The organism is Pandoraea horticolens, assembly GCF_902459555.1.
GTDB classification, from domain to species: Bacteria; Pseudomonadota; Gammaproteobacteria; order Burkholderiales; family Burkholderiaceae; genus Pandoraea; species Pandoraea horticolens.
The window spans coordinates 81,822-108,446 of the sequence record NZ_CABPSM010000010.1 but is presented as its reverse complement, the minus strand read 5'-3'; the positions used below and the strand labels follow the sequence as shown (position 1 = coordinate 108,446).

Here is a 26,625-nt window from a genome sequence, read left to right as displayed (position 1 = left end):
TCAGTCCGCGTATCCGTCAAAAAATCGGCGTGCGATCTGGATCTGATCCGCATGCACAAACGTCGGCGCGTGTCCCACACCGGCGATTTCCACGGCGCGCGCGTGTTGCGCGTGCGCCAGCATTTGTTCGAGCGTTGTGCGGGAGAGCAAATCCGACTGCTCGCCGCGCACGACCAGCGTACGCCCCGAAAACGCCGCAAGCGACGCCCAGAGGATCGCTTCGCCCGCCGCGATGGCGTCCGGCGGAACCCCCGAAAATGCGGCCCCGATCGACGGATCGTAGCGCAATACATAGCCGTTACCCTCGGCCTTGAGCAGCGGCTCGCACAGCGCAAGCCACTCTTCGCGCGTGTGCGGCCCGAATGCCGAAGAGATCGACCAGAGGTAATCCGCGCCCTCGTCCAACGAAGCGAATCGCTTCGGTATCCCGACATACTGACCGATGCGGGCTAGCGCAGGGGCGTCGATATGCGGCCCCACATCGTTGAGCAACAAACTGCGAATCGGCGTATCCGGCATGCCCGCAAGCCCCAAGCCGATCAAGCCGCCCATCGACGTGCCGAACCAGTCCACCGAAGACACACCGAGCCGCGCAATCAACGTCACCATGTCGGAGACATACTGCGGCACGACGTAACCGGCCGGATTCACCAGCCACGACGACTGCCCGCGCCCGACCACATCCGGACATACGACACGGTAGTCGCTCGCGAATGCCTTCGCCAGCGTGTCAAAATCGCGACCGCATCGCGTGAGTCCGTGCACGCACACGAGCACGCGTGAATTTTCAGGGTCACCCCATTCCGTGTAGGCCATCCGATGCAATCCAGACGGACTCAGACACTGAACGTTCGACAGACGCGGCACGTGGCTCGACATGGCAGACTCATCGGATAGGTTTCCAGACCTGAATTCTACCGCGCCTGCCAGGAAGCGTGAGCTAGAATGAGGCGACTCATGAGACGCATCCAACCGCAGTCTGCGGACACGCTCATCGACATCGGATAAATCCCTCACCCTTCATCCGCACGGAGACGATGCAATGCTGAAAGGAAAAATCGCCCTCGTAACCGGCTCGACCAGTGGCATCGGTCTGGGCATGGCTCAGGCGCTCGCGGCACAGGGAGCCAACGTCATCACGAACGGTTTCGGCGACGCCGACGCCGCGCGCAGAGCCATTGCCGACGCGGCGGCGAGGGCTGGCCACACCGGCACCCAGGTCGGGTATCACGGTGCCGACATGAGCCGTGCCGGCGAGATCGAAACGATGATGCAATATGCCGAGTCGGATTTCGGCGGCGTCGACATTCTGGTCAACAACGCGGGGATTCAGCACGTTGCGGAGATTCAGGATTTTCCGACGGACAAATGGGACGCGATCATCGCGATCAACCTCACGTCGGCATTTCACACCACTCGACTTGCCCTGCCCGGCATGCGACAGCGCAACTGGGGACGGATCATCAACATCGCCTCGGTACACGGACTCGTGGGTTCGGCTGGAAAATCGGCGTACGTCGCGGCCAAACACGGCATCGTCGGGCTGACGAAAGTCACCGCACTGGAAAACGCGCAGTCGGGTGTGACGGCCAACGCCATCTGCCCAGGCTTCGTGCTCACACCGCTTGTGCAAAAGCAAATCGACGATCGCGCAGCGCGCGAGCGTCTTTCCGGCGACGAAGCGAAACGCTCGCTGTTGGGCGAAAAACAGCCTTCCGGAGAGTTCGTGACGCCCGAACAACTTGGCGCGTTGGCCGTTTTTCTGTGCAGCGACGCCGGCTCGCAAGTGCGAGGCGTGGCATGGAACATGGATGGCGGCTGGGTCGCACAGTAATCACGGCAAGTGCCTGCGACCCGCGGCAAGAGCCGGGGCGCAGGCACTTCAGCAGGCTTGCTGACGACATAAAAACAAAACGGGCGGGAAATTTCCCCGCCCGTTTTGCCTCCCACTGATCACCGGGCTCAACGGCTACGGTAACCCTCAGCAAAGCTGCGTGTCAAAAGCGCCACGCCCGAATGCGACGGGCACAACCGGCACATCGCCAAAGCATCAGACAGCGCTCGTGTCGAGCGGCGCCCCGGTCTTCTGCGAAATTTCTTCCTTCGTCACGCCAGGCGCCAGTTCGACAATTTTCAGGCCATCCGGCGTCACGTCGATCACACCGAGGTCGGTGATGATGCGGTTGACCACGCCAACGCCGGTGAGTGGCAGATCGCAGGCCTTGAGGATCTTGTGGGCGTCGCCTTTGGCGACATGCTCCATGAGCACGACCACACGACCGACACCGGCAACGAGATCCATCGCGCCGCCCATGCCCTTGATCATCTTGCCCGGAATCATCCAGTTTGCAAGATCGCCCTTTTCGCTGACCTGCATTGCGCCGAGGATCGCAAGATTGATGTGGCCGCCGCGGATCATCGCGAACGAGTCTGCCGACGAGAAAATCGACGAACCCGGCAGCGTCGTAACCGTCTGCTTGCCCGCGTTGATCATATCGGCGTCGACTTCGTCTTCCGTCGGGAACGGTCCGATACCGAGCAGGCCATTCTCCGATTGCAGCCAGACCTCCATGCCTTCGGGTACATGGTTCGCCACCAGTGTGGGCAAACCGATTCCGAGGTTCACGTAAAAGCCGTCTTCCAGCTCGCGCGCCGCACGCGCAGCCATTTCTTCACGATTCCATGCCATGGTTATCTCCTTGATCTCGGCGCTTACTTGGCACGTACCGTGCGTTGTTCGATACGTTTTTCCGGGTGTGCATTCAGCACGATGCGCTGAACGAAGATACCGGGCAGGTGCACGTCGTCCGGGTCGATCGAACCGGTATCGACCAGTTCTTCGACTTCAACGATCGTGATCTTGCCTGCCATGGCGGCCATCGGATTGAAGTTGCGGGCGGTGCGATTGAACACGAGGTTACCGGCGCGATCGGCCTTGGCAGCCTTCACGAGCGCGACATCGGCACGCAGCGAGCGCTCCATGACGTATGTCTCGCCGTCGAATTCGCGCGTTTCCTTGCCTTCGGCAACCACGGTACCCACACCGGTCTTCGTGAAGAATGCCGGAATACCTGCGCCGCCCGCGCGCAGCTTTTCAGCCAGCGTGCCCTGCGGCGTGAATTCGAGTTCGAGTTCTCCGGCCAGATACTGGCGCTCGAACTCCTTGTTCTCTCCAACGTATGAGGAAATCATTTTCTTGATCTGACGCGTTTCGAGCAGCAGGCCCAGACCAAAACCGTCCACCCCAGCGTTGTTGCTGATGCAGGTGAGCCCCTTCACACCCGAGTCGCGCAGCGCGGCGATCAGGGCCTCGGGAATGCCACACAGGCCGAAGCCACCGACGGCGAGCGTTTGCCCGTCCGCGACGACACCGGCAAGCGCCTCCTTGGCGCTGGCGTATACCTTGTTCATCGTTTGTCCCTTTCCCTCGGTTGAGAATTGAAATTATGTCGCGCTCTTACGCGTTGCGAGGCTTGCGCCACCTCGCGAATCGCCGGGGCAACGCACCTCATGCAACCATAGAGCTTACGGTGGCGTGCAAATGGGGCACAATACGTGAAATTACATATCTTTCCGCGTACCGAGCCGCAGCCGTACTCGTGTTGCACCGGCACGCGGGCCGACCGGACTTGCACCGCCCCCATGCCGACGTTCGACTATCAGACAGCTTTTCACATCGCGCCAGTCGGCTTGGTCATTTCTCGCCAGCGCATCATCGAGGACTGCAATCGCCAACTCGGCAAGATCTTCGGCTACGATCACGAAACCCTCATCGGTCAGTCGTTCCAGGTGCTTTATCCGTCACCGAAGGAATTCGAGCGCATTGGCGAGCGTATTCCACCGATCATGAGCACGCAAGGCGTCTACGCCGACGAGCGCATCATGCGTCGCGCCAACGGCGAGCTGTTCTGGTGCCACGTGACGGGCCGATCGCTCGACGTGCAAGATCCCCACGCCGCCGGCCTCTGGACCTTCGAAGACATGTCAGCCACACGCCGCGTCGCCGTAGCGCTGACGGCCCGCGAGCGCGAAATCGCGGCGCAACTCGTACAAGGCAAGACCAGCAAACAAATCGGCAAGATTCTCGACATCAGCCCACGTACCGTCGACATCTATCGTGCGCGTCTGATGCAGAAATACGGTGCCGGCACGGCGACGGAACTCGTTCAGCGTCTGCTTGGAAACTGACCTGAGTGAGAGCGTGCGAGGTGACGTATACCGCACCTCGTCACGCCCTCCCGGAACGATCTCACGTCATCAGCCCCCGCACCGCTTCCGGCAGCGGCACCGATTTCTCCTCCTTGTAGTTCACCCAGACGATCTTCGCACCGCCCTCGGCAACCACCACGTCAGGCGTATCGGCGCGGCGCAACTCGAAACGCGTGTCGACACTGCTTCGCCCCGGAGCGCCCACAAACATGCGGCAATCGATATCGCCCGGATAACGCAACTGGCGCAAGAACGTCATATTCGCATTGATGATGACCGGCCCTTCCCCCGTCGAACTTTCTTCAGACGCGATATTCAGGGTTTCCAGCCACGAGATACGTACCTGCTCCATGTACCGGAAGTACACGGTATTGTTGACGTGCCCGAAGGCATCCATATCGCCCCAGCGAATGGGCATGCGCATACGAAAGACTTCTTTGTATTCTGATGACACTGCAAATTCCCCATATTGAAAATCAACGCCCTGCCGTGCGATGACAGGGCGTCATGAGGATAAAGTGTAGCGCTTCGGATGGATGGGCGTGCAGCACGACGCCGCGATTTGCCGGAAACGGCGGTCATTTCGGAATGACGTGAGAGCGCTGCCTCGGAGGTTTTCGAAGCAACGCACAACTACTTGCGCACGCCAATATCGTGCGGCTTGTTGACTGTCGAATCGTCTTTGACCGCAGCCTCCGCCTTCTCGACCAAATCACGCCCGACAAGCGCCTTCCATTTCGTATAGACGGCGCGCGTCGCATCGACGAAGCGCTGACGCTGATCCGGCGTGAGTCGCGTGACCTTCACGCCACGCGCCTCCAGGTCTTCCCATGTGCCGCGCCCGGTGCTCAGAAGGTCTTCTCGTGCCAACGTCACCTCGAAGCGTGCGGCCTCCATTGCCGCATCGCGAACGATGTCGCGATCCTGCGGCGACCAGCTATCCCAGACCTGCCGATTGACCACAAATACGATGGGATCAGCCACGTAATCCCATACCGTGATGTAGCGTTGTCCCAACGTATCGAGTCGCACATTGTTGTAGATCGTCAGCGGGTTTTCCTGACCATCGATCTTGCGCGCGCGTATCGCTCGAATGGCCTCGCTCCACGTCATCTGGGTCGGCACCGCCCCCAACGCCGTGAAAATGTCGTTGAACAGCAATGACCCGACCACGCGGAAGCGCAAACCGCGCATGTCTTCGGGCGCGCGGATCGGGCGGCGCGAATTGCTCAGTTGCCGGAAACCGTTCTCCCCCCATGCCAGCGGCACGACACCCTGCTCCTCCACACGACGGAACAGTTCACGCCCTACGTCACCCTGAGTAAGGGCATCGAGCGACCGGTAGCCACGCAAGAGGAATGGCAGCGAAAAGACGTTGAATTCGGGGATGGCCGAAGACCAGTTGATCGTCGAGCCGACCGCCATGTCGATGACGCCCTGGCGCAACGCCGTGAACTCGCGTGTCTGATCGCCACCGACGAGCATAGCGCCCGGGTGTAGCCGTATGTTGATGCGTCCGCGAGTCCGCTCGCGCACCATGTCTGCCCATAGTTGCGTGCCCTTGCCCCAAGGGGTGCCGGCATCGGGCACGATCGACAGCGAGTATTCGGCTTTATAAGGTTGCGCAGCCACAGGCAGCGCGATGACGGCGAGGGCAAGCGCGACTCCGGCAAGCCCCCGCCGGCCTTGATTACGCATGGTGTCCTCAAGATGATCGGGGTACGACGTCAGTGCGACGCCCTTCTCGACCCCGTGAACATCGGCAAATTATGCGCTCGTGCTCACGAGGCTGACTGCCTCGGACAATCCCGGATTGCCGCATTGCACCCGGCCTGCGCAATTCCCCGAATCGTCACGGCACTCGACCTGACAAGGTTCAGCCAATCGCCAGGCCATCGTCGATGGTCATGATCGAGCCGTTGATAAATCTGGAATCGTCCGAGGCCAGAAGCAGAATCAACCCATCAAGATCGCCCGGCTCGCCCACGCGCTGACGCGGCAACATCTGAATCAGCTTGCGACCGGCCTCGGTCTGCCAATGCTCGTGATTGATCTCCGTGTCGATATAACCCGGACATAGCGCGTTCACATTGATATTGAAGCGCCCCCACTCCAGCGCCATCGCGCGCGTCATATGGATGACCGCCGCTTTGCTGATGCAGTACACGCCGAGCATGGAAATCGCCCGCTGTCCCGCCACCGACGCCACGTTGATGATCCGGTGCTGACGCTGCGGATCGCCCTTGGCGCGCCGGATCATGCGCTTGGCGACTTCCTGCGCCACAAAGAAGGCCCCTCGGGCGTTCGTGCCGAGGACGTAGTCGTATTCCTGAGGCGTGACGTCGACCAGCCGTTGTTGAGCCGAAACCCCGGAGTTGTTGATGAGAATATCGATAGCGCCCGCCTCGGTCTCGGCATGCGCGACGCCAGCGCGAATGCTGTCGTAGTCAGTCACGTCCAGCGGAACGACGTGCGCAGCACCGCCCTGTGACTCGATCTCAGCGCGCAATTCCTTGAGCCGCTCCACACGGCGGCTGGCAAGCACGACCTTGGCCCCGGCCTGAGCTAGCACCTTGGCAAACTGCATGCCGAGTCCGCTCGATGCCCCCGTCACCATCGCCACTTTGCCTTCCAGATTCAGCGAACGCCCCATCGTCGTCTCCCCACGAGCCCGCACACCTATTGAAAAACGGCACCGCCGCAAGGCCCGCCGCTAGAGCTTCCCACCTACCAAACCGAACGATCGTGCTATTAATATGCGGTTGCGAGGTGTCCTCCATTCCCGGAAAATGGCCGCACCCACGAATTCTAACGTTTATAACAGGAGCATCAATGGATCCCAAGCTGCTTGAGCAGTACGGCCCGAGGGAGTCGATGGAATATGACGTCGTCGTCGTTGGCGGCGGTCCGGCCGGCCTGTCCACGGCTATCCGTTTGAAGCAACGTGCGCAGGAAGCAGGTAAGGAAGTTTCCGTTTGTGTGCTGGAAAAAGGCTCGGAAATCGGTGCCCATATTCTGTCGGGCGCAGTCATGGACCCGCGCGCACTGACCGAACTGGTTCCGAACTGGAAGGAACTCGGCGCACCGCTCGACACCCCCGTCGTCGAAGATCGCTTCCTGTTCCTGAACGAGACGGGCGCAACCCCCACCCCGTCGTGGCTGCTGCCGGCCTGCTTCCAAAATCACGGTAATTACGTCATCAGTCTGGGCAATGTCGTGCGCTGGCTTGGTCAGCAGGCAGAGGCGCTGGGCGTCGAGATCTTCCCGGGCTTTCCCGCCGCCGAGATTCTGTACGATGAAAATGGCGCAGTCATGGGCGTGGCGACCGGCAACATGGGCGTTGGCAAGGACGGCGAACCGACCGAAAATTTCCAGCTCGGCATGGAGCTGCATGCGAAGTACACGATCTTTTCGGAAGGTGCGCGCGGCAGCCTCGGCCGCCAGTTGATGCGCAAGTTCAACCTCGACGATGGTCGCGATCCGCAGGCTTACGGTCTGGGCATCAAGGAACTGTGGGAAATCGATCCGGCCAAGCACAAGGAAGGCCTCGTGATCCACACGGCCGGCTGGCCGCTCAATTCCCAAACCTACGGCGGCTCGTTCCTCTATCACTTGCCGAACCATCAGGTCGCGGTAGGTTTCATCGTCGGTCTCGACTACAGCAATCCGTATCTGTCGCCGTTCGAGGAGTTTCAGCGCTACAAGACGCATCCGTCGATTCGCCACTTCCTCGAAGGTGGCAAGCGCCTCTCTTATGGTGCACGCGCCATCACGGCGGGCGGGCTGCTGGCGCTGCCGAAACTCGTCTTCAAGGGCGGCGCGCTGGTCGGCTGCGAGGCGGGTTTCCTCAACGTGAGCCGCATCAAGGGCAGTCACGCCGCCATCAAGAGCGGCATGATGGCCGCCGATGCCGCCTTCGACGCGCTGGCCGCTGAGCGCCAGCGTGACGAGCTTGTCGCTTACCCGGCGGCATTCGAGCAATCGTGGCTGCGCGAAGAACTGAACAAGGCGCGCAACTTCAAGCAATGGTTCAAGAAGGGCCTGACCGTTGCCACGCTCATGACCGGTATCGAACAGAAGCTGCTCGGCGGCAAGATGCCGTGGACGATCCACCGCAAGAAGGCCGATCACGAATGCCTGCTGCCGGCGGCGCAATGCCAGCCGATCGTCTATCCGAAGCCGGATGGCAAGCTCACGTTCGACCGTCTGTCGTCGGTCTTCATCTCGAACACCAACCACGAAGAGAACCAGCCGGCACACCTGACGCTCAAGGATCCCAGCGTGCCGGTGGGCATCAATCTGGCCGAATACGCGGGCCCGGAGCAACGTTATTGCCCGGCGGGTGTGTATGAGTTCGTGAAGAACGACGACGACTCCGAACGTCTGCAAATCAACGCGCAGAACTGTGTGCACTGCAAGACGTGCGACATCAAGGACCCGACGCAGAATATTGTGTGGGTGACACCGGAAGGCGGTGGCGGGCCGAACTACCCGAATATGTGATGTCGATTGCCGCCGGTTTGTCCGGCGGTTTTTGTTTGCAGACGGACCATGACACGCTGTTGCGCAACCTGCTCGCTGAATCGCGCTCACGTCGAACTCGGATCAACGTCATTGGCAAGGAGGCACGATGTCGAGAACTTCCGTATGGCTAGCGGGTGTCGCGCTGACGGGCACCCTCGCGCTCGCCTGCGGCACGGTGCAAGCCAAGTCAGTGGCCTATCTGTGCGATAACACGCACGTCGCGCTGGTCGTCTATGACGATCACAACCTCGGCGGCAACGTTACGCTGTACTGGATGGGCAAGCGCGAGATCCTCAGGCCGACACGGGCCGCAAGCGGGGAAAAACACGTCGGCCCCACCCTTATCTGGTGGAGCAAGAGCCCGGAAGGTACGCTCTACACAGCCAGGGGTGAGCATCCGATCACGCAATGCAAGGCATAGGACGTAAAAAAACGCCAGACAACTCGTCTGGCGTTTTGCTTTCCTGCGACTGACTGCGCCCGGCGGGAGCCTCGCTTACCGCCAGTCCAGCGTCTTCACTCAGGCACATGTGCCGCGATGACGGGTGTATTCACCTGCACGTCGCCGCACTGGGCGCGGTGGCGCAGTGCATGATCGATCAGCACAAGCGCCAGCAACGCTTCGGCAATCGGCGTTGCGCGAATACCCACGCACGGGTCATGACGACCGAAAGTCTCCACCGTCGACGGTTGCCCCGTGACATCGATCGAACGACGCGGCGTACGAATACTCGACGTGGGTTTGATCGCGATCGAGACGTCGATATCCTGCCCCGTGGAAATGCCGCCCAGAATGCCGCCAGCATTGTTCCCGACGAACCCTTCCAGGGTCAGTTCATCGCCGTGCTCAGACCCCTTCTGGGTAACGCTGCGGAAACCTGCTCCGATCTCTACGCCTTTGACCGCATTCAACCCCATCATCGCGTGGGCAATATCCGCGTCCAGGCGGTCGAACAGCGGCTCGCCCAGCCCGACCGGAACGCCCGTCGCCACGACGCGCAGCTTGGCCCCAACGGAATCTCCGGCCTTGCGAAGATCGTCCATATAGGTTTCAAGTTGCGGAACCACTTCCGCGTTAGCCGCAAAAAACGGGTTTTGCGACACCTGCGACCAATCGGTCTGCGGGATCTCGACGTCGCCGAGCTGCGTCATACAGCCGTGCACCTGTACGCCATACCGTTCAGCCAGCCACTTCTTGGCGACCGCGCCGGCAGCCACGACCGGTGCCGTCAGGCGTGCCGACGAGCGGCCACCTCCGCGATAATCGCGAACGCCGTACTTTTGCAGATAAGTGTAATCGGCATGTCCGGGACGGAACGTCTGGACAATGTTGCCGTAGTCTTTGCTGCGCTGATCGGTATTACGGATGAGCAGCGCGATCGGCGTGCCCGTCGTGACACCTTCGAACACCCCCGAGAGGATCTCGACGGCGTCCGGTTCATTGCGCTGCGTGACATGGCGCGACGTGCCAGGACGGCGGCGATCCAGCTCCACCTGAATGTCGGCTTCCGTGAGCGCCATTCCCGGCGGGCAGCCATCGATGACGCAGCCAATGGCCGGGCCATGCGACTCGCCGAAAGTGGTGACGGTAAACAGGGTTCCAAGCGTATTGCCAGACATACGGGGCTCAGGTTCGGGTGAGACGGGAAGATCCTATTATGCCAGCGATCCTGCCGTACCGCCGCGCGCCGGGCGGCATGCCGTGACGTCAAACGTCCGAATGGCGGCATTTTGAGCACTATTCCGAGGCAGACTCAGCGCCGTCCGAACGGCGCCGGGCATATTTCCGAGCGTTATTCAGACCGGCCACGGGCCGCGAAGCTTGAGCACCTTTTCGCGCAGCGCCTCCGGCGTGGCTTGGGCCGGCGCCACCGGCGCCCCAATGACAAGCTCAAGTCGATTCATGATGCCGCGCTTGAACGGACGCGTCATCGCCGCACCGCCGTGCCGCGAGAAGAAGCTGCCCCACAGCCCGCGAAGCGCCATCGGCACGACCGGTACCGGGCTGCGTTCGATAATGCGCTGCACGCCCTGACGGAACGCCTGCACGTCACCGGACGCCGTGAGTTTCCCCTCGGGGAAGATACAAACGACCTCGCCCGCCGCCAATGCCTTTGCGATCTGCTCGTAGGCCTTATTGAGTCCCCCTGCGTCCTCGTGCGCCGGCGCAATCGGAATTGCCCTTACGGTTCGGAAGAACCAGGACAACACCGGGATATGGAAAATCCGATGGTCCATCACAAAACGAACCGGTCGCCGAATCGACGCACCGATGACCACGGCGTCGGCGAAGCTCACGTGATTGCAGACTAGTACGCACGGGCCCTCATCCGGAATCTGGTCGGCCCCTTTGACATCGATACGGTAGATGGTGTGCAACAGCATCCACATCACGAAGCGAATCAGGAATTCCGGGAGCAATGTGTAGAGATAAACCGCGACCAGCGCATTGAGAATGCCGGTAACGAGATACAACTGATCGATAGTGAATCCGGCTTTCGTGAGCGCCATCGCCATGAGCGCGGACACGATCATGAACAACGCGTTGAGAATATTGTTCGCGGCAATGATGCGCGCGCGATGCGACGGTTTGCTGCGGCTCTGGATCAACGCGTACAGCGGCACGCTATAGAAACCACCGAACATCGCCAGCAGGAACAGATCGGCCAGAATTCGCCAATGCGCCGGCTGCGACACGAACTGCCCGACCGTCTGGAGTGCCGCCCCGCTGGCGCCTCCCCGGCTGGCAAAGTACAGGTCGACCGCAAATACGGTCATGCCGATCGAGCCGAACGGCACCAGTCCGATCTCCACCTTGCCGGACGAGAGCCGCTCGCAGAGCAGCGAGCCAACGCCGATCCCGACGGAGAACATGGCGAGCAGCAGCGTGACGACATCCGGGTCGGCACCCAGCACGTCACGCGCGAAGTTGAAAAACGATGCGAGAAAGGTCGCCCCGAGGAACCAAAGCCAAGAGATGCCGAGCAGGCTCTGGAACACTGCACGGTCAGTGCGCGCGATGCGCAAATTCCTCCACGTCTCGGTAAACGGGTTCCAGTTGATGCGCAGGTCCGGCTGGGCAGCAGGCGTTTGCGGCACCCATGTCGACACCAACCGCCCCAACAACGCCAACCCAAGGCAGACACCACCGAGCCACGGCAGCGAACCTGCCCCACCTCCCGCAATCTCGCCACCGATGATCGTGCCGATCAGAATCGCCACGAACGTGCCCATTTCAACGAGGCCGTTACCGCCGACCAATTCGTGATTGGCGAGATGCTGCGGCAGATACGCATACTTCACCGGCCCGAAGAGTGTGGAGTGCAGCCCCATCAGGAACGTGCAGACGAACAGCAATGGCGCGCTCGCCCAGATGAAACCGGCTGCGCCGACAGCCATGATGACGATCTCGAGCGACTTGACGAAGCGGATCAGGCGCGCTTTGTCCCACTTGTCGGCAATCTGGCCACTGGTCGCAGAAAACAGGAGAAATGGCGCGATGAAGATGGCCGAAATCAGGAACGCCGCAGTCTTGCCGTCGACGTTATCAAAGAGGGAGGCGTGGTAGGTGACAAGCGATGTGAACGCGATCTTGAACACGTTGTCGTTCATCGCGCCCAGAAACTGCGTCCAGAAGAACGGCGCAAAGCGTCGTTCTTTCAGCAGACGTGATTCGTGACCCTCGCCGCGTGCCCCGCGTTGACCGGCCTCACTCACTTCGCGTTTTCCGCTTCCTCGGCCGGCCAGTCGCGAATGTAGGCTTTGAGCATGCGGTTTTCGAAGGATTGCTCCTCGACGACTGCGCGTGCCACATCGTAGAAGGAAATCACCCCCATGAGCGTGCGGTTGTCCATGACCGGCAGATAGCGTGCATGACGCTCGAGCATCATGCGCCGCACTTCGTTCACATCCGTCTCCGGGGTGCAGGTGAGCGGATGATCGTCCATGACCTTGCGAATCGTGGAGCCACCCACGGTACCGCCCTTCTTGCTGATCGTATTGATGATCTCGCGGAACGTGAGCATGCCCGCGAGATCGCCATACTCCATCACGACGAGCGAGCCGATGTCGTGTTCCGCCATCGTGTCGACGGCATCGGCCAGCGACGTCTCCGGGGTCACGGTGAAAAGGGTGTTGCCCTTTACTTTCAGGATGTCAGACACACGCATGGCACACACTCCTCGTTGTGATACTCGGGCAATCTTGGCGGAACGCTGCCGCCGGGTGTATTGCCAGACTTCGGCTTGCGAGACGGAACGCTGGCGCGCACGCCGTTTTGTCTCCGCGTAAATAGTTATTAGAACATGTTCAAAGGATGCTATCGGAAAGCGCCTGAAAAGGAAAGGCACAAAACGCGCACATGTCCGTGTGACGCGGGTTTTCGGCCGATTCCTTGCCAGCGCTCAGACATTGCCGTACCTCGCGCATCGGACAACACCGTCATTTGCACGACGAGGGTTGCAAAGCCTGTCAGTGCGCACGAAGGTGGTGCTAGCATTGCCGTATACGTAAAGTCCGCGTCACGAGTCAGCGCCAAGTCAACGTCAAGCCAACTGCGAGGCCTTCTCCGACATGTCAGCACCGCACTTCGATACACTCGCCCTGCACGCCGGGGCTGCCCCCGACCCGGTCACCGGGGCACGGGCCACCCCGATCTATCAGACCACGTCGTTCGTCTTCTCCGATACCGATCAGGCGGCCGCCCTCTTCAATATGGAACGTGCCGGGCATGTCTATTCGCGCATTTCCAATCCGACGAATGCCGTTTTCGAAGAGCGCATGGCCGCGTTGGAAAATGGCGCCGGCGCCATCTCGACGGCGAGCGGTCAGGCCGCGCTGCACCTTGCCATTGCCACGCTGATGGGGGCAGGCTCGCACATCGTGGCATCAGGCGCGCTGTACGGTGGCTCGCACAATCTGCTGCATTACACGCTGCGCCGTTTCGGCATCGAGACCACGTTTGTCCGTCCTGGCGATCTGGATGGCTGGCGCGCCGCCGTGCGCCCCGAAACCCGGCTGTTCTTCGGTGAGACGCTCGGCAATCCGGGGCTCGACGTCCTCGACATTCCCCAAGTCGCCCAGATCGCTCATGATGCCGGTGTGCCCCTGCTGGTCGATAGCACGTTCACAACGCCTTGGCTGATCCGGCCATTCGATCACGGCGCCGATCTCGTGTATCACTCTGCCACCAAGTTTCTTGGCGGCCACGGCACGACCATCGGCGGCATTCTGATCGACGGCGGCACGTTCGATTTCGAGAGAAGCGGCAAATTCCCCGAGTTGACCGAGCCGTACGACGGATTCCACGGCATGGTTTTCGCGGAAGAGAACTCCGTCGCGCCGTTCCTGCTGCGCGCGCGGCGCGAGGGCTTGCGAGACTTCGGCGCGTGCCTGCATCCGCAGGCGGCCTGGCAACTGCTGCAAGGCATCGAAACGCTGCCGCTACGCATGGCTCGGCATGTGGACAATGCGCGTCGTGTGGTGGGCTTCCTCGCGGAGCATGAGGCCGTGGCGAGCGTGGCCTACCCCGAACTGCCATCGCACCCCGATTACGCATTGGCCAAACGTCTGCTGCCGCGCGGTGCGGGCGCCGTATTCAGCTTCAATCTGAACGGAGACCGTGCGGCGGGACGCCGCTTCATCGAGTCTCTGAAACTCTTCTCCCATTTGGCCAACGTCGGCGACGCACGCTCGCTCGTCATTCACCCCGCTTCCACCACGCATTTCCGCATGGACGCGGCAGCACTCGCCGCGGCCGGTATCGGGGAAGGCACCGTGCGCCTTTCGATCGGCCTGGAAGACCCCGACGACCTGATTCAGGACCTTAAGCGTGGCCTGAAAGCGGCCGTCAAATCCTCATCCAAGGGGCGAGCCCGATGAACCTCGACATCGCAGGCAAGAACGTCTATGCCTACACCGCCGGGAAGTCGATCGATCCTGAGCAACCAACGGTCGTTTTTCTGCATGGCGCACAGCACGATCACAGTGTGTGGGGGTTACAGAGTCGATACCTTGCGCATCACGGCATGAACGTACTCGCGCTGGATCTGCCCGGCCATCAGCGCAGCACGGGCGCCCCCTTGAAGACGATTGGCGAAATGGCCGATTGGGTGGTTGCCGTGCTCGACGCCACCGGCGTCGGTAGCGCCACATGGGTCGGGCACAGCATGGGATCGCTGATTGCGCTAGACGCCGCCGCACGTCATGCCAAGCGCGTGTCGCGCATTGTCCTGGTGGGCACCGCTTATCCGATGAAGGTCTCCGACGCCCTGCTCGAGGCGGCTGCGGAGCGTGAGCCCGAGGCCATTGCCCTTGTCAACGCGTGGTCGCACAGCACACTCGCCGCCAAGCCCTCCGCGCCCGGCCCAGGCTTCTGGACGTGGGGTGGCAATCAGCGGTTGATGGAGCGGGTGTCGCAGCGCAATCCCGCCAAAGTGTTTCTCACCGACTTCGAAGCGTGCAACCGCTACGTTAAGGGGACGGAGGCGGCCGCACGGGTCACGTGTCCTGTACTCGCAGTGCTTGGACAACACGATCAGATGACGCCGCCGCGCGCGGCACAAGCATTGCTGGACGCCCTGCGCGAATCGGGGGCGCCGGTCACAGTGGAGGTCGTCAATGCGGGGCACGCGATCATGACGGAGCAGCCGGACGCCCTGCTCGATGCCCTCATGCGATTCATGCGACACTGAGCGCGTCACCTTCGCTAACGAGGAGGCTTGTCATGCGGGATACGCACAATGCCGCGCCGCAGTTTCACCGGTTTGCGGATTTTTATCCGTTCTATCTCGGAGAGCACCGGAACCCGATTTGCCGCCGCCTGCATTTTGTCGGCTCATGGGGAGTGATTGGCTTTCTGGTGACGTTCGCCGTGACAGGCAACCCGTGGTGGCTACTCGCTGCGGTGGTGTGCGGCTACGCGTTCGCGTGGGTGGGCCACTTTTTCTTCGAGAAGAACCGGCCCGCCACGTTTCGCCATCCGCTCTATAGTTTGATGGGCGACTGGGTCATGTTTCGGGATATCTGTCTGGGTCGCATCAAGCTCTAGCGCTCTGGTGCCCCTCTCGGCCCTCATGGCCGTCATACCCCTCCGGCCCCGCTTGGTCCTCCTGACGGCCCAACTCCCTTTCGACCGGCGGATCGATGCCGTCGTCGTCGGTCGTGACGGCACGCGGCAAGGCATCGGCAAGCGGTACGTCCCATTTGCCTTCGCGCAGTATCTCAGCGACATGGGCGCCGTCGAGTGCATGGCGCTCCATTTGCCGGGCCAACTCGTCGACGTTGAGCGCGAGTTGCGCGACCAGCGGCGCCAATGTCGTCGTGCGCGGGTTCGCGAGCAGCAGCCAACGTTCAGTCGACGGCTGCATCGTCAGCCGGCCCACCCACCCCATGCGTTCGAGCCGGGTGAGCAAATCGCTGGCGTGATCGAGGCTTGTTCGCATGGTGTTCGCCAGTTGCGCCATCGTGCGGCCGCCACCGCCATTTTCTCGATCAAGATTGAGCAGATGGATGAGCGTCAGGCCGTCGAGCAGATCGCTGCCCGGAAACCGGGGATATTGAAAATGGCCAAGACGTAATGCGGGCAGTACCGAAGTGATCGTTGCACCCAGCAACGCCACCAGCCATGACAGATAAATCCAGAGCAGGAAGATCGGCACTGCCGCAAATGCGCCATACACCGCCGTATAAGTCGGGAACTGCCGGATGTACATGCCGAAGCCGCGCTTGGTCAGATCGAACGCCAGCGCCGCCACAACCCCGCCGACCAACGCATCGCGCCAGTCCACCTTGCAATTTGGCATGTAGAGATACATCAGCATGAAGGCCAGGCTGGTCAGCGCAAGCGGAATCAAGCTGAGCAGCGACGCCACGGCCGGCGGCAGTGTACTAACCAACGACATCGACTGCGTGAATACGTAGGAACTGATCGACAAACTCACCCCGAACAGCAACGGACCGAGCGTGAGCAGACTCCAGTAAATGAGCAGACGCTGTGCGAGCGCTCGCGGACGCGGCACGCGCCAGATCACATTGAATGCCGATTCCACAGTCATCAACGTAAGCACAGCCGTCACCAGCAAACCAATCAGACCGAACGCCGTCAGGCTTTTCGCCTTCGATGCAAATTGGTTCAGGTAGTTGAATATCTGCGCGTTGACGCTCTCGGGCATCAGATGCTCGAGCAGGAACCCCTGCAGGGCATCGCGAAACGAATTGAAAATCGGGAAGGCCGTAAACAGCGCGAACGTCACGGCGAACAGCGGCACGATCGACAGGATCGAGGTGAACGTCAGACTACCCGCAACTTGCGGAATCCGGTCGTCCTGAGCCCGCGCAAGCGCGTATCTCAGCAGTTGGCGAACGTTATTCCAGTTGATGCGGGACAGTTTGAACAAATCGGGCTCCTGAATGAGAAGGTGGGCACGGCAGGCGCTCCCCCGAACCGTGACGCCAATAGGAACGCCCTATAATACCCGCACTTTTCGCCTGCTTTTCACCCAAGACCCGAAGCTCGGGCGGGTTTACCTCCTTGCCTCAGCCAATTCGACTTCATGACTGAAATCCTCGTCCTGTACTACAGCCGCCACGGCACCACCGCACAGCTCGCACAGTGCATCGCAGCCGGCATCGACAGCGTGCCCGGCGCGCAGGCACGAGTGCGAACCGTCCCCGCCGTGTCGACCGTGTGCGAAGCCAGCGCTCCGGATATTCCGGACAGTGGTCCGCCTTACGTCGAATTGCGCGACCTCGAAGAGTGCAAAGGACTCGCCCTCGGGTCGCCCACGCGCTTCGGCAACATGGCCGCCGCGCTGAAGTACTTCCTCGACGGCACTACGCCGCAATGGCTCTCGGGGGCCCTTGCCGGGAAACCCGCGTGCGTTTTCACGTCCAGCGCCAGCCTTCACGGCGGCCAGGAGAGTACGCTGTTGTCGATGATGATTCCGCTGCTGCACCACGGCATGTTGCTGATGGGTCTGCCCTACACGGAGCCCGCGCTATCGAGCACACGCACTGGCGGCTCGCCTTACGGTGCCACGCATTTCGCCCATGACGGCAACCCGCTCTCCGCCGACGAGCGCCAATTAGCGTCGGCACTCGGCGCGCGACTCGCACGCGCGGCCGCCATGCTGGCAGAATAAGCGCTTACGCCGCGCCATCCGCATCGAGTATGCGTCTTCGCAGTAGTTCCAGCCCACCAGATAAGCCCATGACTGCCACCCCGCCCGACCTGCCCCCAGGCGCCAACGCCCGCGACACGAGCGCGCTGCCCCAGACGCTCGCCAGGCCTGCCGCGCCACACACCGCGCAGGGACTGCGTCGACTGAGCATTGCAAGTCTGCTGGCGTTGATCGCACTGTCGGTTGCGTGGGAATTGTGGCTCGCGCCGCTGCGTCCTGGCGGCTCCTGGCTGGTCCTTAAAGCGCTGCTGCTGCTGTTGCCGCTACGCGGCGTATTGCGCGGCAACCTGTATACGCTGCAGTGGTCGAGCATGTTCATCCTGCTGTTTCTCGCGGAAGGCGTGGTGCGCGGCATGACGGATACGGGTCCGTCGGCCTCGCTCGCATGGATCGAGACGGCACTGTCCGCCGTATTTTTCTTCTCGACGATCTTTTATCTGCGGCCCTTCAAACGGGCGGCGAAAGCCCGTGCCGCAGCAGCACGATAGCCCTGTGCCTCACCGGCGCCACGTGGTGCAATATCGCAAACCGCGTGATTGGTGCGAAGCCCCTCAGCCATGATCAACGCCCCCTTCCTCACCGCATGCCGCGACCTGCTGGGCCGCGACCACGTTCTGCTTGAGAGCATCGACACCGACGCCTACCTCGTCGATCAACGCAAGCGCTATAGGGGGCATGCACTGGCTGTACTGCGCCCTGCCAATGCCGCACAGGTCGCCGCACTCGTGCGTCTGTGCGTTGCGCACGGCGTGCCGATGGTGCCGCAAGGCGGCAATACAGGCCTCGCCGGCGGCGCCACCCCCGACGCGAGCGGACGCCAGGTCGTCATCAGTCTGCGCCGTCTCGACCGCATCCGGCAGGTGGACGCCAACAACATGACGTTGACCGCCGAAGCGGGCTGCCTCCTCGCCAACGTGCAGGCGGCAGCAGCGGAGGCGCAGCGGCTGTTCCCGCTGAGCCTCGCAGCAGAAGGCAGTTGCACTATCGGTGGCAATCTCGCGACAAACGCAGGCGGCACCGCCGTCCTGCGCTATGGCAACGCACGCGAACTGTGCCTCGGCCTGGAAGTGGTCACACCACAAGGTGAGCTTTGGGACGGTCTGCGCGGGCTGCGAAAAGACAACACCGGGTACGACCTTCGCGACCTGTTCATCGGCGCGGAGGGCACACTCGGGCTGATTACGGCGGCGACGCTCAAGCTCTTCGCGCAACCTGCCGCCCGTATGACGGCGCTCGCCGCGCTGGACAGCCCCGCGCATGCCCTGGCGCTGCTCAATCTGGCGCAACGCATGGCAGGCCCATTGCTCACGGGCTTCGAGTTGATGTCGGACTTTTGCCTCCGGCTCGTGGCCCAAGTCTTCCCGCAGCAACGCTACCCGTTCGCGCATCGCTATGCACAAGCCGTGCTGCTCGAACTCTCCGACAACGAGAGCGAGGCCCATGCCCGCGATTTGCTGGAGCGCTTGCTCAGCGCCGCCGTCGACCAGAGCATCGTTCGAGACGCCATCGTCGCGAACAGCCTCGCTCAATCGAACGCGCTCTGGCATCTGCGAGAGAGCATTCCGCTCGCCCAGTCCGCGACCGGGCTCAACATCAAGCACGACATCGCTGTGCCCGTGTCTCAGGTGCCCGCATTTCTCGATGCCACCGATCCACTCGTTCAACGCATTGCACCCGGCGCGCGCATGGTCACCTTCGGCCATCTGGGTGACGGAAATCTGCATTACAACGTGATGGCGCCCGAAGACATCGATCCCGACTCGTTCCTTGGTCGGTATCAGTCGGCCGTGACTGCCGCCGTTCACGACAGCGTGCATGCTCATCACGGCAGCATCAGCGCCGAGCACGGTCTCGGACAACTCAAGCGCAACGCCTCGGCAAAGTACAAGTCGCCCGTCGAACTGGCACTGATGCGTACGCTGAAAACCGCCTTCGATCCGCTCGGACTGATGAATCCGGACAAGGTGCTGCCCGACTGAATACCGTCGGTTGCCATCCTCGCTCACTGCAGCGAAGCGAGAATTACCGAAAAATCACAAAAAAATATCAAAATTGGAAGAAATGTCGTCAATTTCGCGACAAAACGCCGCGAAATCCCGTCACTTTCTTTACAGATGCGCTTCAAATCACTAAACTGTCATCTTTCCAATTACGATGGAGTTTTCCGTGGGCAGTTGCTCTAGTAGCACGCAAGCGTCGGCAATGTCCGGCGAGGCGTTAGCCCGGTAACCCGCAGTCGTCACCGACTGCCGCTGCCGGTCTTTATGCCGCAGCGGTAGTGCATTGATCGCATCGATCCCGTTTTCCGCACCCCTGACCGCAGTTCAGCGATTGATGGACGTGTTCGCACATCCTGAACATGGCACGTTTGGCACATCTGTTAGGCCTCGATTCATCGGCAGCCAACAGTGTGCAAAGCCTGCCAACGCTTGCGTCGAATTCATGCATGGTCGCGCGCGCCGCGCACTTCGTGCGTCCTCACGGACCGCGAGGTTTGCGCGCATTGCAATGCATCGCCAAGCCCCGGCATCCACCGTCTCAGGCCCCTGATTCAGGAGGACACCATGACGCTGCACATGCTCATCCCTACGCTGTTCGATCTCGCCCGCGCCCGGCTAACGCCCGCCTCGAGCGCATCGAACTCCCTCGTCACGCCGGCTGACAGACTTGCATCGCCGCAATACCGGCTTGTCGTGCTCACGCTCGCGTCGAAGGCAGACGCCATCGACGCCAAGGTACGCCACGCCCTCCGCGCCCAGAAAATCACGCCGGAGACGGCGTCTCGCCTCGAACGCTCGGGAGGCTACCTGCTGGAACTCGACTATGTGCTGCGTTGCGAGCGCAGCCGTCGCGCGGCGCTCGTCCACCTTGTCTCGACGCTCGGCGATACGCCGGGGGTGCGCGCCATTCGCTGGGAGACCGCGCCGAATATGGCGGCACGCTAACGCCCCTCAGCCCCGTCGCACAACCACCGAGAACCGCTACCGCTTTCGGCCCGGCCGGCACAGACGTTCACGCGTCAGCGCCGGCCGGGCCGATGCATTTCCGTCCCCCCAACAAGCCATTTCGTGGCACCACAGACTCAAACCTATACGTTCACGTATATGTTGTGCTAACATTCCGTTCATCTTCCGATCGGAGGCAAGCACATGCCCACAGATCTCGCGCCCCAATCGTCGATGGAAACACCGTCAGACGGCACTCATCTGCTGACCGTCGGCCAGGCCGCCGCCGCGCTTGGCGTGACGGCGCGCACGCTGAAATATTACGAGGAACTCAATCTCGTTGTGCCGGCACGCAGCGGCGGACGCTACCGCATGTACACCCAGGCAGATCTCGCGACGTTCGGCCGAATTCTGCGCATGCGCTCGCTCGGCTTCTCGATTGCCGCGATCACGGAGATGCTCAAGCGCCCGATGCGTCTGGTCGAATCGGGCAAATCGCGCATGAACGAGGAAGATCTGCAAGTCGTTCGCGACGCCCTTCACTCGCAACTCGACACATTGCGCGAACGCACGGCGCAAGTGCGCCGCGAATTGCGCGAAGCGGAAAAACTCGAAACGCAGATCGCGCACGACCTGCAATACATCGAGCAGCGCCTTCGCGGCGTGTCAGCGGACGAACTGCTGGCGGAGCGCGCCGCGCGAATCCGCAAGCATTCGTCCCCCTGACACCTCGCCCGCCGACGCACATCACGCCTGTCGCTCGTCATGACATCTGCCGCCCCGTCGACCGGTTCCGCCGCCTCGCCGCCGTCCAACCCGTTGCGGCCGATACGCATTGAGGCGTACCGCTACGCCCTCGGCCTGATCCCGGGGCTGGAGTTCTTCGAGAACGCACTGCTGGTGTATTTTGCCGTCTACGTTGCGGGCGGCGTTGACGCCTCACCCAAAGAGTTCGTATGGATGACGACCGCCTATGGCATTGCATCGGTGCTCGCCATCCTCAAACAGCAGTGGTTCGTCGAGCGCATCGGCTATCGCCGGTATCTGACGGCGTCGTTGCTGCTCTATGCTTTCGGCGCCATCCTCGCGGGAACGAGCGAAAGCGTGACGCAGCTTGTGATCGCCCGGGCTTGCCAGGGCTTTTGTGCGGGAAGCTGGATGAGTTCTTGCCGCATTCTCGCGCAAGTGAGCATGCCGGCAGAGCATCGCGGCAAGACTGTGCAGACGTTCGCCCTGCTGCTGTTCACCGGTTCGGCCGCCGCGCCGCTCATCGGCGGACTGCTCGTCTCCGACTACACCTGGCGCACGCTGTTCCTATGCACCGCACCGCCCGCCGGGCTGCTCGCGGGGCTTGCCTGGTTCTCCGTACCCGACGTGGGCCGCCTGCGCGATCGCGTCACTGGGGGCAATTACCCGTTCGCACCGTTCATGGCCTTCGCGCTCGCCATGGGTGCGTTTCAAGTCGTGCTTCAGGAGATGCGTTACTCGCAGTGGCTGCAAACACCTTGGCTGCCACTATTGACGGTGGCAGGCGTGGGCGCCCTCGTGTGGTTCGGCTATCACCAGTGGCAACATCCGGAGCCGTTCATCCGCCTGCAATCGCTGCGCCGGCGTGAGTTTCAGGTCGGACTGGTGTTGTACGTGGCCTATTACTATCTGGCAAACACGCAAAGCTATCTGATGCCGCACATGCTCGAGCAAGGGCTCGGCTTCACGGTCGAGCGCGCCGGCCAATTGCTCGGTTACTCCGCGCTGCTCACCGTATTCCTACTGCTGGCGTACTTCCGCGTCGCCAAATTCATCACGCACAAGAAGTTGCTGATTGTGAGCGGTTTCGCGATGACGATCGCCACTAACCTATGGCTCGGCGCCATGCCGTCCGACGCCGGCCAGTCGCAACTCTATGGCGTGCTCGCCCTCAAGGCCGTGTTTGGCATCTTTACCGTACTGCCGGTTGCCAACCTGACTTTTCGCACCTTCGATCACGAGAGCTTCGTGCACGGCTATCGATTGAAGAACATTCTGCGCCAGCTTTCCGGCTCGTTCGCCGTGTCGACCATCGTGGCGTTCGACCAACATCGGGAAGCGCTGCATCGCACTCGCCTGACGGAAGTGGCCAATCCGTTCAATCCGGCATTCACTCAGACGCTCGACTCGCTTGCCAATGCACTCACCCACGCCGGCGTTGCCGCCTCGCAGGCACATGGAGTCGCACTCGTCCAAATCGCTCAAATGATTCAGCGGCAAGCGTCGTTCCTGTCGTTTATCGACGGCTTTCACTTCATCGCCATCGTTGCACTGTGCGGCGCAATCTTTGCGGCAATTCAAAAGCAGCTAAATTAGAATCGATGGCCATTGGCACACGAATGCACCGCGCGATCCGTCGCTGCGGCGTCAAATTTCCGGCCACTTTCGTCATGCTCAAGACCCTGCTTGCCCGCCTCCGGCGTTCTCCCGCGCGTACGGCCATCGACGACGCCCTCTGGCTCGAGGTCGTGAATGCACTGCCGTTCCTAGCTCGGCGCAGCCCTGCCGAACTGGGCAAGCTCCGCGAACTCGCAACCGACTTTCTGGCTAGCAAACACTTTTCGACCGCGCATGATTTGCCGCTGACCGAAGCGATGTGCGTATCGGTGGCGGCGCAAGCGTGCCTGCCGATTCTCAATCTCCCGAGCGCGTTGTATCGCGGGTGGACCGGCATCGTGCTGTATCCGGGCGAATTCCTCATTCGCAAGACCGTGCAGGACGAAGCAGGTGTCGTGCACGACGTCGAACAGGAAGCGAGCGGCGAAGCATGGGAGGGCGGCCCCGTGGTCCTGTCGTGGCAAGATGTTCAGGCGCGCGACGTACTGGCGTACAACGTCGTGATCCATGAATTCGTTCACAAGATCGATATGGAAGCCGGCGATGCAGACGGCGTTCCGCCGATGCTGCGGCGTCTGCATGGCGACCTGACACCGGAAGCCTGGTGCAATGTCTTCGACCCTGCCTACGAGGAGTTCTGTCACCATGTGGCCAACGTCCCCGATGACCGCTGGGACGCCTTCGCCTCGACCTCGCTGCTCGACCCCTACGCCACCGAGCACGAATCGGAATTCTTCGCGGTTTGCGCCGAGGCGTTCTTCGTCGCCCCAGAGGCTTTCCGAGACGAGTATCCGGCCCTGTACGCGCTGTTTTCGCGTTATTTCCTGCAAGATCCTGCGGCGGCGCCCGGTAGCGGCGGCGAAGCCATTGCCGGCACGCCTCCCACGTCAGCCGCAACCCCATGAAAACTTTGCGAAAGTCGCTGTTTTCATGGCATAATGCGCGTTTTACTCACCCGGAAAGTGGTTGGCGCCTTCCCAGTCGCATGACAGTGACGGCGTTAGCGGGCTCAACGGGGCGCCTCCTGGGGCAATCAACCCAGGCGAACGTCCTCCCGCGCAGACTGGCTACCGACTTAACCCAAGGTACATCATGAAAGAAGGCATCCACCCGGATTACCGCGAAGTCCTGTTCCGCGACATGACGCCCGGCGTCGACTTCGAATTCATCACCCGCTCGACGATCCACACCAAGGAAACCGCCGAGAAGGATGGCAAGACCTACCCGCTCGTGAAGATCGAAACGTCGTCGGCTTCGCACAACTTCTACACCGGCGAACAGCGCATCATGGACACGGCCGGCCGTGTCGACAAGTTCCGCCAGAAGTTCGGCAACCGCGCCGGCGGCAAGATCGCCTAAGTTTCATCGGCGACGCGCCAGACGACGCGATGCGGGGCCCGGCAAACACTGGCGGGCCAGCACATCAGGGGCAACACCCCGGCGTTTGTGAAAAGCATCGGAAAAGGGCAGCTCAGGCTGCCCTTTTTTGTTGGATCTGGCCTGCGCCACGGCACCGGTTACTGTCATACTGTCGGCTTTTGCGGTGTCCCCAAGTGTTCCTGTAGCGTTACCCCGAGTTTCACCCCATATTTCATCCCCGAGCCAGTTCCGGCTCGCCCCCTGAGTCTTCCCGATCCGGCCGCCGTGCCGGCTCTGTCGTCCGGCCTATGAAACGAGTTCGCATTACCGCCTCCGCCACCAGCGCGCTACCGCGTTCGCTGCTGATCGCCATTTGTGTCATCTATGTGCTGGCGGGGTTGTTCGGTCGCGACCCGTGGAAGAACGAAGACGCCGCCGGTTTCGGCGTCATGTGGACGATGGCGCACGGTCAGTTGTCCGACTGGTTGCTGCCGAATATCGCGGGGAAACCCATCTACGATAGCGGCCCGCTCGTCTCGTGGCTCGGTGCGCTCGCCATTCGCGCTTTCTCATGGCTTGACGCGCCCGATGCCGCACGCATCGTCACCGGTCTTTGCTTCTACATGACCTGCACGTTCATCTGGTACGGCACCTACCTGCTCGGTCGCCGCCCGGAAGTGCAACCCTTCAAATACGCGTTCGGCGGCGAACCCGAGCCGCGCGACTACGGCCGCACACTCGCCGATGGCGCACTGCTGATTCTGCTCGCCTGCTTCGGGCTGACTGAGCGCGGGCACGAAACAACATCGGCGGTGGGTCAGCTCACGCTCATCTCGATGGCCATCTACGGCCTCGTACGCAGCCTCGACAAGCCGCGCCAGGGTGCCGTGTGGTTCGGTCTCGCGCTGGGCGGCATGGCGCTCGCGTCGTCGCCGCTGATGACGCTCTCACTCTGGATCGCCGGCGTTGCCACCGCCGTGGTGTGTCGTGCACTGCCCCTGCGCATGCTGCTGCTGATCTCTACGCCGATAACGCTACTCGTCGCGTGCACGTGGCCGCTCGCCGCACTCAAATTTGCCGACGGCGCCCGTCTCTGGCTCGGCGAGTGGGCGGATATCGGCGTAGACGCGTTCAGTGGCCCGACACTCCACTCGCTCAGCTATATCGCCAAGAACCTCGCGTTGTTCGCCTGGCCGGCATGGCCGCTCGCCGCGTGGTCGCTGTACTCATGGCGCGGCATGCGGCGCGCACCGCACATCGCGATCGCACTGGCCTTTACGATCGCGATTCTCGTGCTGATCGTGCTCCAGGCCCATCAGGGCAACCAGCTCTTCATGCTCGCCTTGCCCCCGCTGTCGATCATCGCCGCGTTCGGCCTGCCCACACTCAAGCGGGGGACGGTCAACGCCATCGACTGGTTCGCCGTGCTGTCGTTTACCGTGCTGGCTGGCTTCGTCTGGATCGTCTGGCTGGCAGGTATCACGGGGTTCCCGGCATCCACGGCGCGCAACCTGCGACGTCTCGTTCCCGGCTTCCAACCCGAATTCAGTTGGATCACGTTGTTCAGTGCTCTGCTCGTGACGGGTGCCTGGGTTGGGCTGGTGGCATGGCGCGTATCGCGCAGCCCGAAGGTGTTGTGGCGCAGTGTGGTGCTTTCGTCGGGGGGCACCACGCTCATGTGGGTGCTGCTCATGACGCTGTGGCTGCCCGTCGTGAACTACGGCAGAACGTACCGCGACGTGGCAGCACAAATCGCCGCGCATCTGCCGGCGGATTACACCTGCATTCGCACCGCGCGCGTGGGAGACGCTCAACTCGCCTCGTTCGCCTACTTCGGCAAGATGCACTTCGGTTCGGCCAACGACGATTGCGACGTGCTGCTGCGCCAGGACTCTCAGGATTACAGCGAACCGCTGTCGCTTGCGCCGTATGAATGGCGTCAGCTCTGGGAAGGCCGCCGCGCGGCCGACCGCGACGAGCGCTTCCGCCTCTACGTTTTGCAAGAGCGTCCGTGGCGTCGCGCCACACGTCCGCGCTAATCACAT

Annotated in this window: 26 protein-coding genes; 16 read left to right on the top strand and 10 right to left on the bottom strand. The window is 61.8% G+C overall.

The window, feature by feature from the left end:
* Positions 1-879 (bottom strand): alpha/beta fold hydrolase, encoded by an 879-nt coding sequence (locus PHO31112_RS16895; protein WP_150621537.1) that lies wholly within the window; start codon positions 877-879, stop codon positions 1-3.
* Positions 880-1,042: 163 nt separating this feature from the next.
* Here PHO31112_RS16895 and PHO31112_RS16890 point away from each other — a divergent pair, with 163 nt between their 5' ends.
* Positions 1,043-1,834: a 3-hydroxybutyrate dehydrogenase gene (locus PHO31112_RS16890; RefSeq protein WP_150621536.1), complete on the top strand. Its 792-nt coding sequence runs from the start codon at positions 1,043-1,045 to the stop codon at positions 1,832-1,834.
* A 216-nt stretch (positions 1,835-2,050) separates the two neighbouring features.
* Here PHO31112_RS16890 and PHO31112_RS16885 read toward each other — a convergent pair whose 3' ends face one another.
* Together PHO31112_RS16885 and PHO31112_RS16880 are read right to left on the bottom strand one after the other, a co-directional pair.
* Positions 2,051-2,689 (bottom strand): CoA transferase subunit B, encoded by a 639-nt coding sequence (locus PHO31112_RS16885; RefSeq protein ID WP_150621535.1) that lies wholly within the window; start codon positions 2,687-2,689, stop codon positions 2,051-2,053.
* 23 nt (positions 2,690-2,712) lie between these two features.
* A complete protein-coding gene (locus tag PHO31112_RS16880) occupies positions 2,713-3,411 on the bottom strand; it encodes a CoA transferase subunit A (protein WP_010806057.1) in 699 nt (232 codons plus the stop codon).
* Between the two features lie 231 nt (positions 3,412-3,642).
* Between PHO31112_RS16880 and PHO31112_RS16875 the strand changes: the two genes are divergently transcribed.
* Positions 3,643-4,188 (top strand): PAS and helix-turn-helix domain-containing protein, encoded by a 546-nt coding sequence (locus tag PHO31112_RS16875; RefSeq protein ID WP_150583889.1) that lies wholly within the window; start codon positions 3,643-3,645, stop codon positions 4,186-4,188.
* 61 nt (positions 4,189-4,249) lie between these two features.
* Here the strand turns inward: PHO31112_RS16875 and PHO31112_RS16870 are convergent, their stop codons facing one another.
* The 3 genes from PHO31112_RS16870 to PHO31112_RS16860 form a co-directional block, all read right to left on the bottom strand.
* A complete protein-coding gene (locus tag PHO31112_RS16870) occupies positions 4,250-4,663 on the bottom strand; it encodes an acyl-CoA thioesterase (RefSeq protein ID WP_281355103.1) in 414 nt (137 codons plus the stop codon).
* Between the two features lie 179 nt (positions 4,664-4,842).
* Positions 4,843-5,907, bottom strand: a complete 1,065-nt coding sequence (locus PHO31112_RS16865; RefSeq protein WP_150621533.1) for a DctP family TRAP transporter solute-binding subunit — start codon at positions 5,905-5,907, stop codon at positions 4,843-4,845.
* A gap of 178 nt (positions 5,908-6,085) precedes the next feature.
* Positions 6,086-6,862: an SDR family oxidoreductase gene (locus tag PHO31112_RS16860; protein WP_150621532.1), complete on the bottom strand. Its 777-nt coding sequence runs from the start codon at positions 6,860-6,862 to the stop codon at positions 6,086-6,088.
* Between the two features lie 179 nt (positions 6,863-7,041).
* On the opposite strand from PHO31112_RS16860, the gene PHO31112_RS16855 reads away from it, so the two are divergent.
* Both PHO31112_RS16855 and PHO31112_RS16850 read left to right on the top strand, forming a co-directional pair.
* Positions 7,042-8,712 carry an electron transfer flavoprotein-ubiquinone oxidoreductase gene (locus tag PHO31112_RS16855; protein ID WP_150621531.1) on the top strand — a complete coding sequence of 557 codons (1,671 nt, stop codon included), beginning with the start codon at positions 7,042-7,044 and terminating at the stop codon, positions 8,710-8,712.
* Positions 8,713-8,839: 127 nt separating this feature from the next.
* Positions 8,840-9,154 (top strand): MliC family protein, encoded by a 315-nt coding sequence (locus PHO31112_RS16850; RefSeq protein ID WP_150621530.1) that lies wholly within the window; start codon positions 8,840-8,842, stop codon positions 9,152-9,154.
* A 95-nt stretch (positions 9,155-9,249) separates the two neighbouring features.
* On the opposite strand, the gene aroC is transcribed toward PHO31112_RS16850, so the two are convergent.
* The 3 genes from aroC to PHO31112_RS16835 all read right to left on the bottom strand — a co-directional run bounded on the left by aroC (position 9,250) and on the right by PHO31112_RS16835 (position 12,902).
* A complete protein-coding gene (aroC, locus tag PHO31112_RS16845) occupies positions 9,250-10,353 on the bottom strand; it encodes a chorismate synthase (protein WP_150621529.1) in 1,104 nt (367 codons plus the stop codon).
* 177 nt (positions 10,354-10,530) lie between these two features.
* Positions 10,531-12,450 carry an MFS transporter gene (locus PHO31112_RS16840; protein ID WP_150621528.1) on the bottom strand — a complete coding sequence of 640 codons (1,920 nt, stop codon included), beginning with the start codon at positions 12,448-12,450 and terminating at the stop codon, positions 10,531-10,533.
* Positions 12,447-12,902 carry a CBS domain-containing protein gene (locus PHO31112_RS16835; RefSeq protein WP_150621527.1) on the bottom strand — a complete coding sequence of 152 codons (456 nt, stop codon included), beginning with the start codon at positions 12,900-12,902 and terminating at the stop codon, positions 12,447-12,449. The genes PHO31112_RS16840 and PHO31112_RS16835 overlap by 4 nt, the downstream gene beginning before the upstream one ends.
* Before the next feature lie 403 nt (positions 12,903-13,305).
* On the opposite strand from PHO31112_RS16835, the gene PHO31112_RS16830 reads away from it, so the two are divergent.
* Genes PHO31112_RS16830 through PHO31112_RS16820 form a run of 3 tightly spaced genes read left to right on the top strand, consistent with a single transcriptional unit; the run spans position 13,306 to position 15,781 of the window.
* Positions 13,306-14,613 carry an O-acetylhomoserine aminocarboxypropyltransferase gene (locus PHO31112_RS16830; protein WP_150621526.1) on the top strand — a complete coding sequence of 436 codons (1,308 nt, stop codon included), beginning with the start codon at positions 13,306-13,308 and terminating at the stop codon, positions 14,611-14,613.
* The gene (locus PHO31112_RS16825; RefSeq protein WP_150621525.1) at positions 14,610-15,425 is read left to right on the top strand and encodes an alpha/beta fold hydrolase; all 816 of its coding nucleotides are present in this window, start codon (positions 14,610-14,612) and stop codon (positions 15,423-15,425) included. Before PHO31112_RS16830 ends, PHO31112_RS16825 begins: the two co-directional genes overlap by 4 nt.
* Positions 15,426-15,457: 32 nt before the next feature.
* Positions 15,458-15,781 carry an Mpo1-like protein gene (locus PHO31112_RS16820; RefSeq protein ID WP_150621524.1) on the top strand — a complete coding sequence of 108 codons (324 nt, stop codon included), beginning with the start codon at positions 15,458-15,460 and terminating at the stop codon, positions 15,779-15,781.
* Here the strand turns inward: PHO31112_RS16820 and PHO31112_RS16815 are convergent.
* Positions 15,771-17,129: a YihY family inner membrane protein gene (locus PHO31112_RS16815; RefSeq protein ID WP_246178308.1), complete on the bottom strand. Its 1,359-nt coding sequence runs from the start codon at positions 17,127-17,129 to the stop codon at positions 15,771-15,773. The genes PHO31112_RS16820 and PHO31112_RS16815 overlap by 11 nt on opposite strands.
* A 156-nt stretch (positions 17,130-17,285) precedes the next feature.
* Between PHO31112_RS16815 and wrbA the strand changes: the two genes are divergently transcribed.
* The 9 genes from wrbA (at position 17,286) to PHO31112_RS16770 (ending at position 26,619) form a co-directional block, all read left to right on the top strand.
* Positions 17,286-17,873 (top strand): NAD(P)H:quinone oxidoreductase, encoded by a 588-nt coding sequence (wrbA, locus tag PHO31112_RS16810; RefSeq protein WP_150621523.1) that lies wholly within the window; start codon positions 17,286-17,288, stop codon positions 17,871-17,873.
* Between the two features lie 68 nt (positions 17,874-17,941).
* Positions 17,942-18,400 carry a DUF2069 domain-containing protein gene (locus PHO31112_RS16805; protein WP_150621522.1) on the top strand — a complete coding sequence of 153 codons (459 nt, stop codon included), beginning with the start codon at positions 17,942-17,944 and terminating at the stop codon, positions 18,398-18,400.
* A 69-nt stretch (positions 18,401-18,469) separates the two neighbouring features.
* Complete coding sequence (locus PHO31112_RS16800; RefSeq protein ID WP_150621521.1) at positions 18,470-19,891, top strand: FAD-binding oxidoreductase; 1,422 nt, start codon at positions 18,470-18,472, stop codon at positions 19,889-19,891.
* A gap of 585 nt (positions 19,892-20,476) precedes the next feature.
* Positions 20,477-20,857 (top strand): hypothetical protein, encoded by a 381-nt coding sequence (locus tag PHO31112_RS16795; protein WP_150621520.1) that lies wholly within the window; start codon positions 20,477-20,479, stop codon positions 20,855-20,857.
* A 204-nt stretch (positions 20,858-21,061) separates the two neighbouring features.
* Positions 21,062-21,583, top strand: a complete 522-nt coding sequence (locus tag PHO31112_RS16790) for a MerR family transcriptional regulator (protein ID WP_246178307.1) — start codon at positions 21,062-21,064, stop codon at positions 21,581-21,583.
* A gap of 39 nt (positions 21,584-21,622) precedes the next feature.
* The gene (locus tag PHO31112_RS16785; RefSeq protein ID WP_150621519.1) at positions 21,623-23,200 is read left to right on the top strand and encodes an MFS transporter; all 1,578 of its coding nucleotides are present in this window, start codon (positions 21,623-21,625) and stop codon (positions 23,198-23,200) included.
* A gap of 74 nt (positions 23,201-23,274) precedes the next feature.
* Complete coding sequence (locus PHO31112_RS16780; RefSeq protein ID WP_150621518.1) at positions 23,275-24,126, top strand: M90 family metallopeptidase; 852 nt, start codon at positions 23,275-23,277, stop codon at positions 24,124-24,126.
* Positions 24,127-24,313: 187 nt separating this feature from the next.
* A complete protein-coding gene (locus PHO31112_RS16775) occupies positions 24,314-24,580 on the top strand; it encodes a type B 50S ribosomal protein L31 (RefSeq protein ID WP_010806078.1) in 267 nt (88 codons plus the stop codon).
* A 308-nt stretch (positions 24,581-24,888) separates the two neighbouring features.
* Positions 24,889-26,619, top strand: coding sequence for an ArnT family glycosyltransferase (locus PHO31112_RS16770; RefSeq protein WP_150621517.1), 1,731 nt, complete (start codon positions 24,889-24,891; stop codon positions 26,617-26,619).
* The last annotated feature ends 6 nt before the right edge of the window (positions 26,620-26,625 follow it).

Coding starts and splice junctions, on each gene's coding strand:
- PHO31112_RS16895 (WP_150621537.1), bottom strand. CDS start 879: ATGTCGAGCCACGTGCCGCGTCTGTCGAACGTTCAGTGTCTGAGTCCG.
- PHO31112_RS16890 (WP_150621536.1), top strand. CDS start 1,043: ATGCTGAAAGGAAAAATCGCCCTCGTAACCGGCTCGACCAGTGGCATC.
- PHO31112_RS16885 (WP_150621535.1), bottom strand. CDS start 2,689: ATGGCATGGAATCGTGAAGAAATGGCTGCGCGTGCGGCGCGCGAGCTG.
- PHO31112_RS16880 (WP_010806057.1), bottom strand. CDS start 3,411: ATGAACAAGGTATACGCCAGCGCCAAGGAGGCGCTTGCCGGTGTCGTC.
- PHO31112_RS16875 (WP_150583889.1), top strand. CDS start 3,643: ATGCCGACGTTCGACTATCAGACAGCTTTTCACATCGCGCCAGTCGGC.
- PHO31112_RS16865 (WP_150621533.1), bottom strand. CDS start 5,907: ATGCGTAATCAAGGCCGGCGGGGGCTTGCCGGAGTCGCGCTTGCCCTC.
- PHO31112_RS16860 (WP_150621532.1), bottom strand. CDS start 6,862: ATGGGGCGTTCGCTGAATCTGGAAGGCAAAGTGGCGATGGTGACGGGG.
- PHO31112_RS16855 (WP_150621531.1), top strand. CDS start 7,042: ATGGATCCCAAGCTGCTTGAGCAGTACGGCCCGAGGGAGTCGATGGAA.
- PHO31112_RS16850 (WP_150621530.1), top strand. CDS start 8,840: ATGTCGAGAACTTCCGTATGGCTAGCGGGTGTCGCGCTGACGGGCACC.
- aroC (WP_150621529.1), bottom strand. CDS start 10,353: ATGTCTGGCAATACGCTTGGAACCCTGTTTACCGTCACCACTTTCGGC.
- PHO31112_RS16835 (WP_150621527.1), bottom strand. CDS start 12,902: ATGCGTGTGTCTGACATCCTGAAAGTAAAGGGCAACACCCTTTTCACC.
- PHO31112_RS16830 (WP_150621526.1), top strand. CDS start 13,306: ATGTCAGCACCGCACTTCGATACACTCGCCCTGCACGCCGGGGCTGCC.
- PHO31112_RS16825 (WP_150621525.1), top strand. CDS start 14,610: ATGAACCTCGACATCGCAGGCAAGAACGTCTATGCCTACACCGCCGGG.
- PHO31112_RS16820 (WP_150621524.1), top strand. CDS start 15,458: ATGCGGGATACGCACAATGCCGCGCCGCAGTTTCACCGGTTTGCGGAT.
- wrbA (WP_150621523.1), top strand. CDS start 17,286: ATGACTGAAATCCTCGTCCTGTACTACAGCCGCCACGGCACCACCGCA.
- PHO31112_RS16805 (WP_150621522.1), top strand. CDS start 17,942: ATGACTGCCACCCCGCCCGACCTGCCCCCAGGCGCCAACGCCCGCGAC.
- PHO31112_RS16800 (WP_150621521.1), top strand. CDS start 18,470: ATGATCAACGCCCCCTTCCTCACCGCATGCCGCGACCTGCTGGGCCGC.
- PHO31112_RS16795 (WP_150621520.1), top strand. CDS start 20,477: ATGACGCTGCACATGCTCATCCCTACGCTGTTCGATCTCGCCCGCGCC.
- PHO31112_RS16790 (WP_246178307.1), top strand. CDS start 21,062: ATGCCCACAGATCTCGCGCCCCAATCGTCGATGGAAACACCGTCAGAC.
- PHO31112_RS16785 (WP_150621519.1), top strand. CDS start 21,623: ATGACATCTGCCGCCCCGTCGACCGGTTCCGCCGCCTCGCCGCCGTCC.
- PHO31112_RS16780 (WP_150621518.1), top strand. CDS start 23,275: ATGCTCAAGACCCTGCTTGCCCGCCTCCGGCGTTCTCCCGCGCGTACG.
- PHO31112_RS16775 (WP_010806078.1), top strand. CDS start 24,314: ATGAAAGAAGGCATCCACCCGGATTACCGCGAAGTCCTGTTCCGCGAC.
- PHO31112_RS16770 (WP_150621517.1), top strand. CDS start 24,889: ATGAAACGAGTTCGCATTACCGCCTCCGCCACCAGCGCGCTACCGCGT.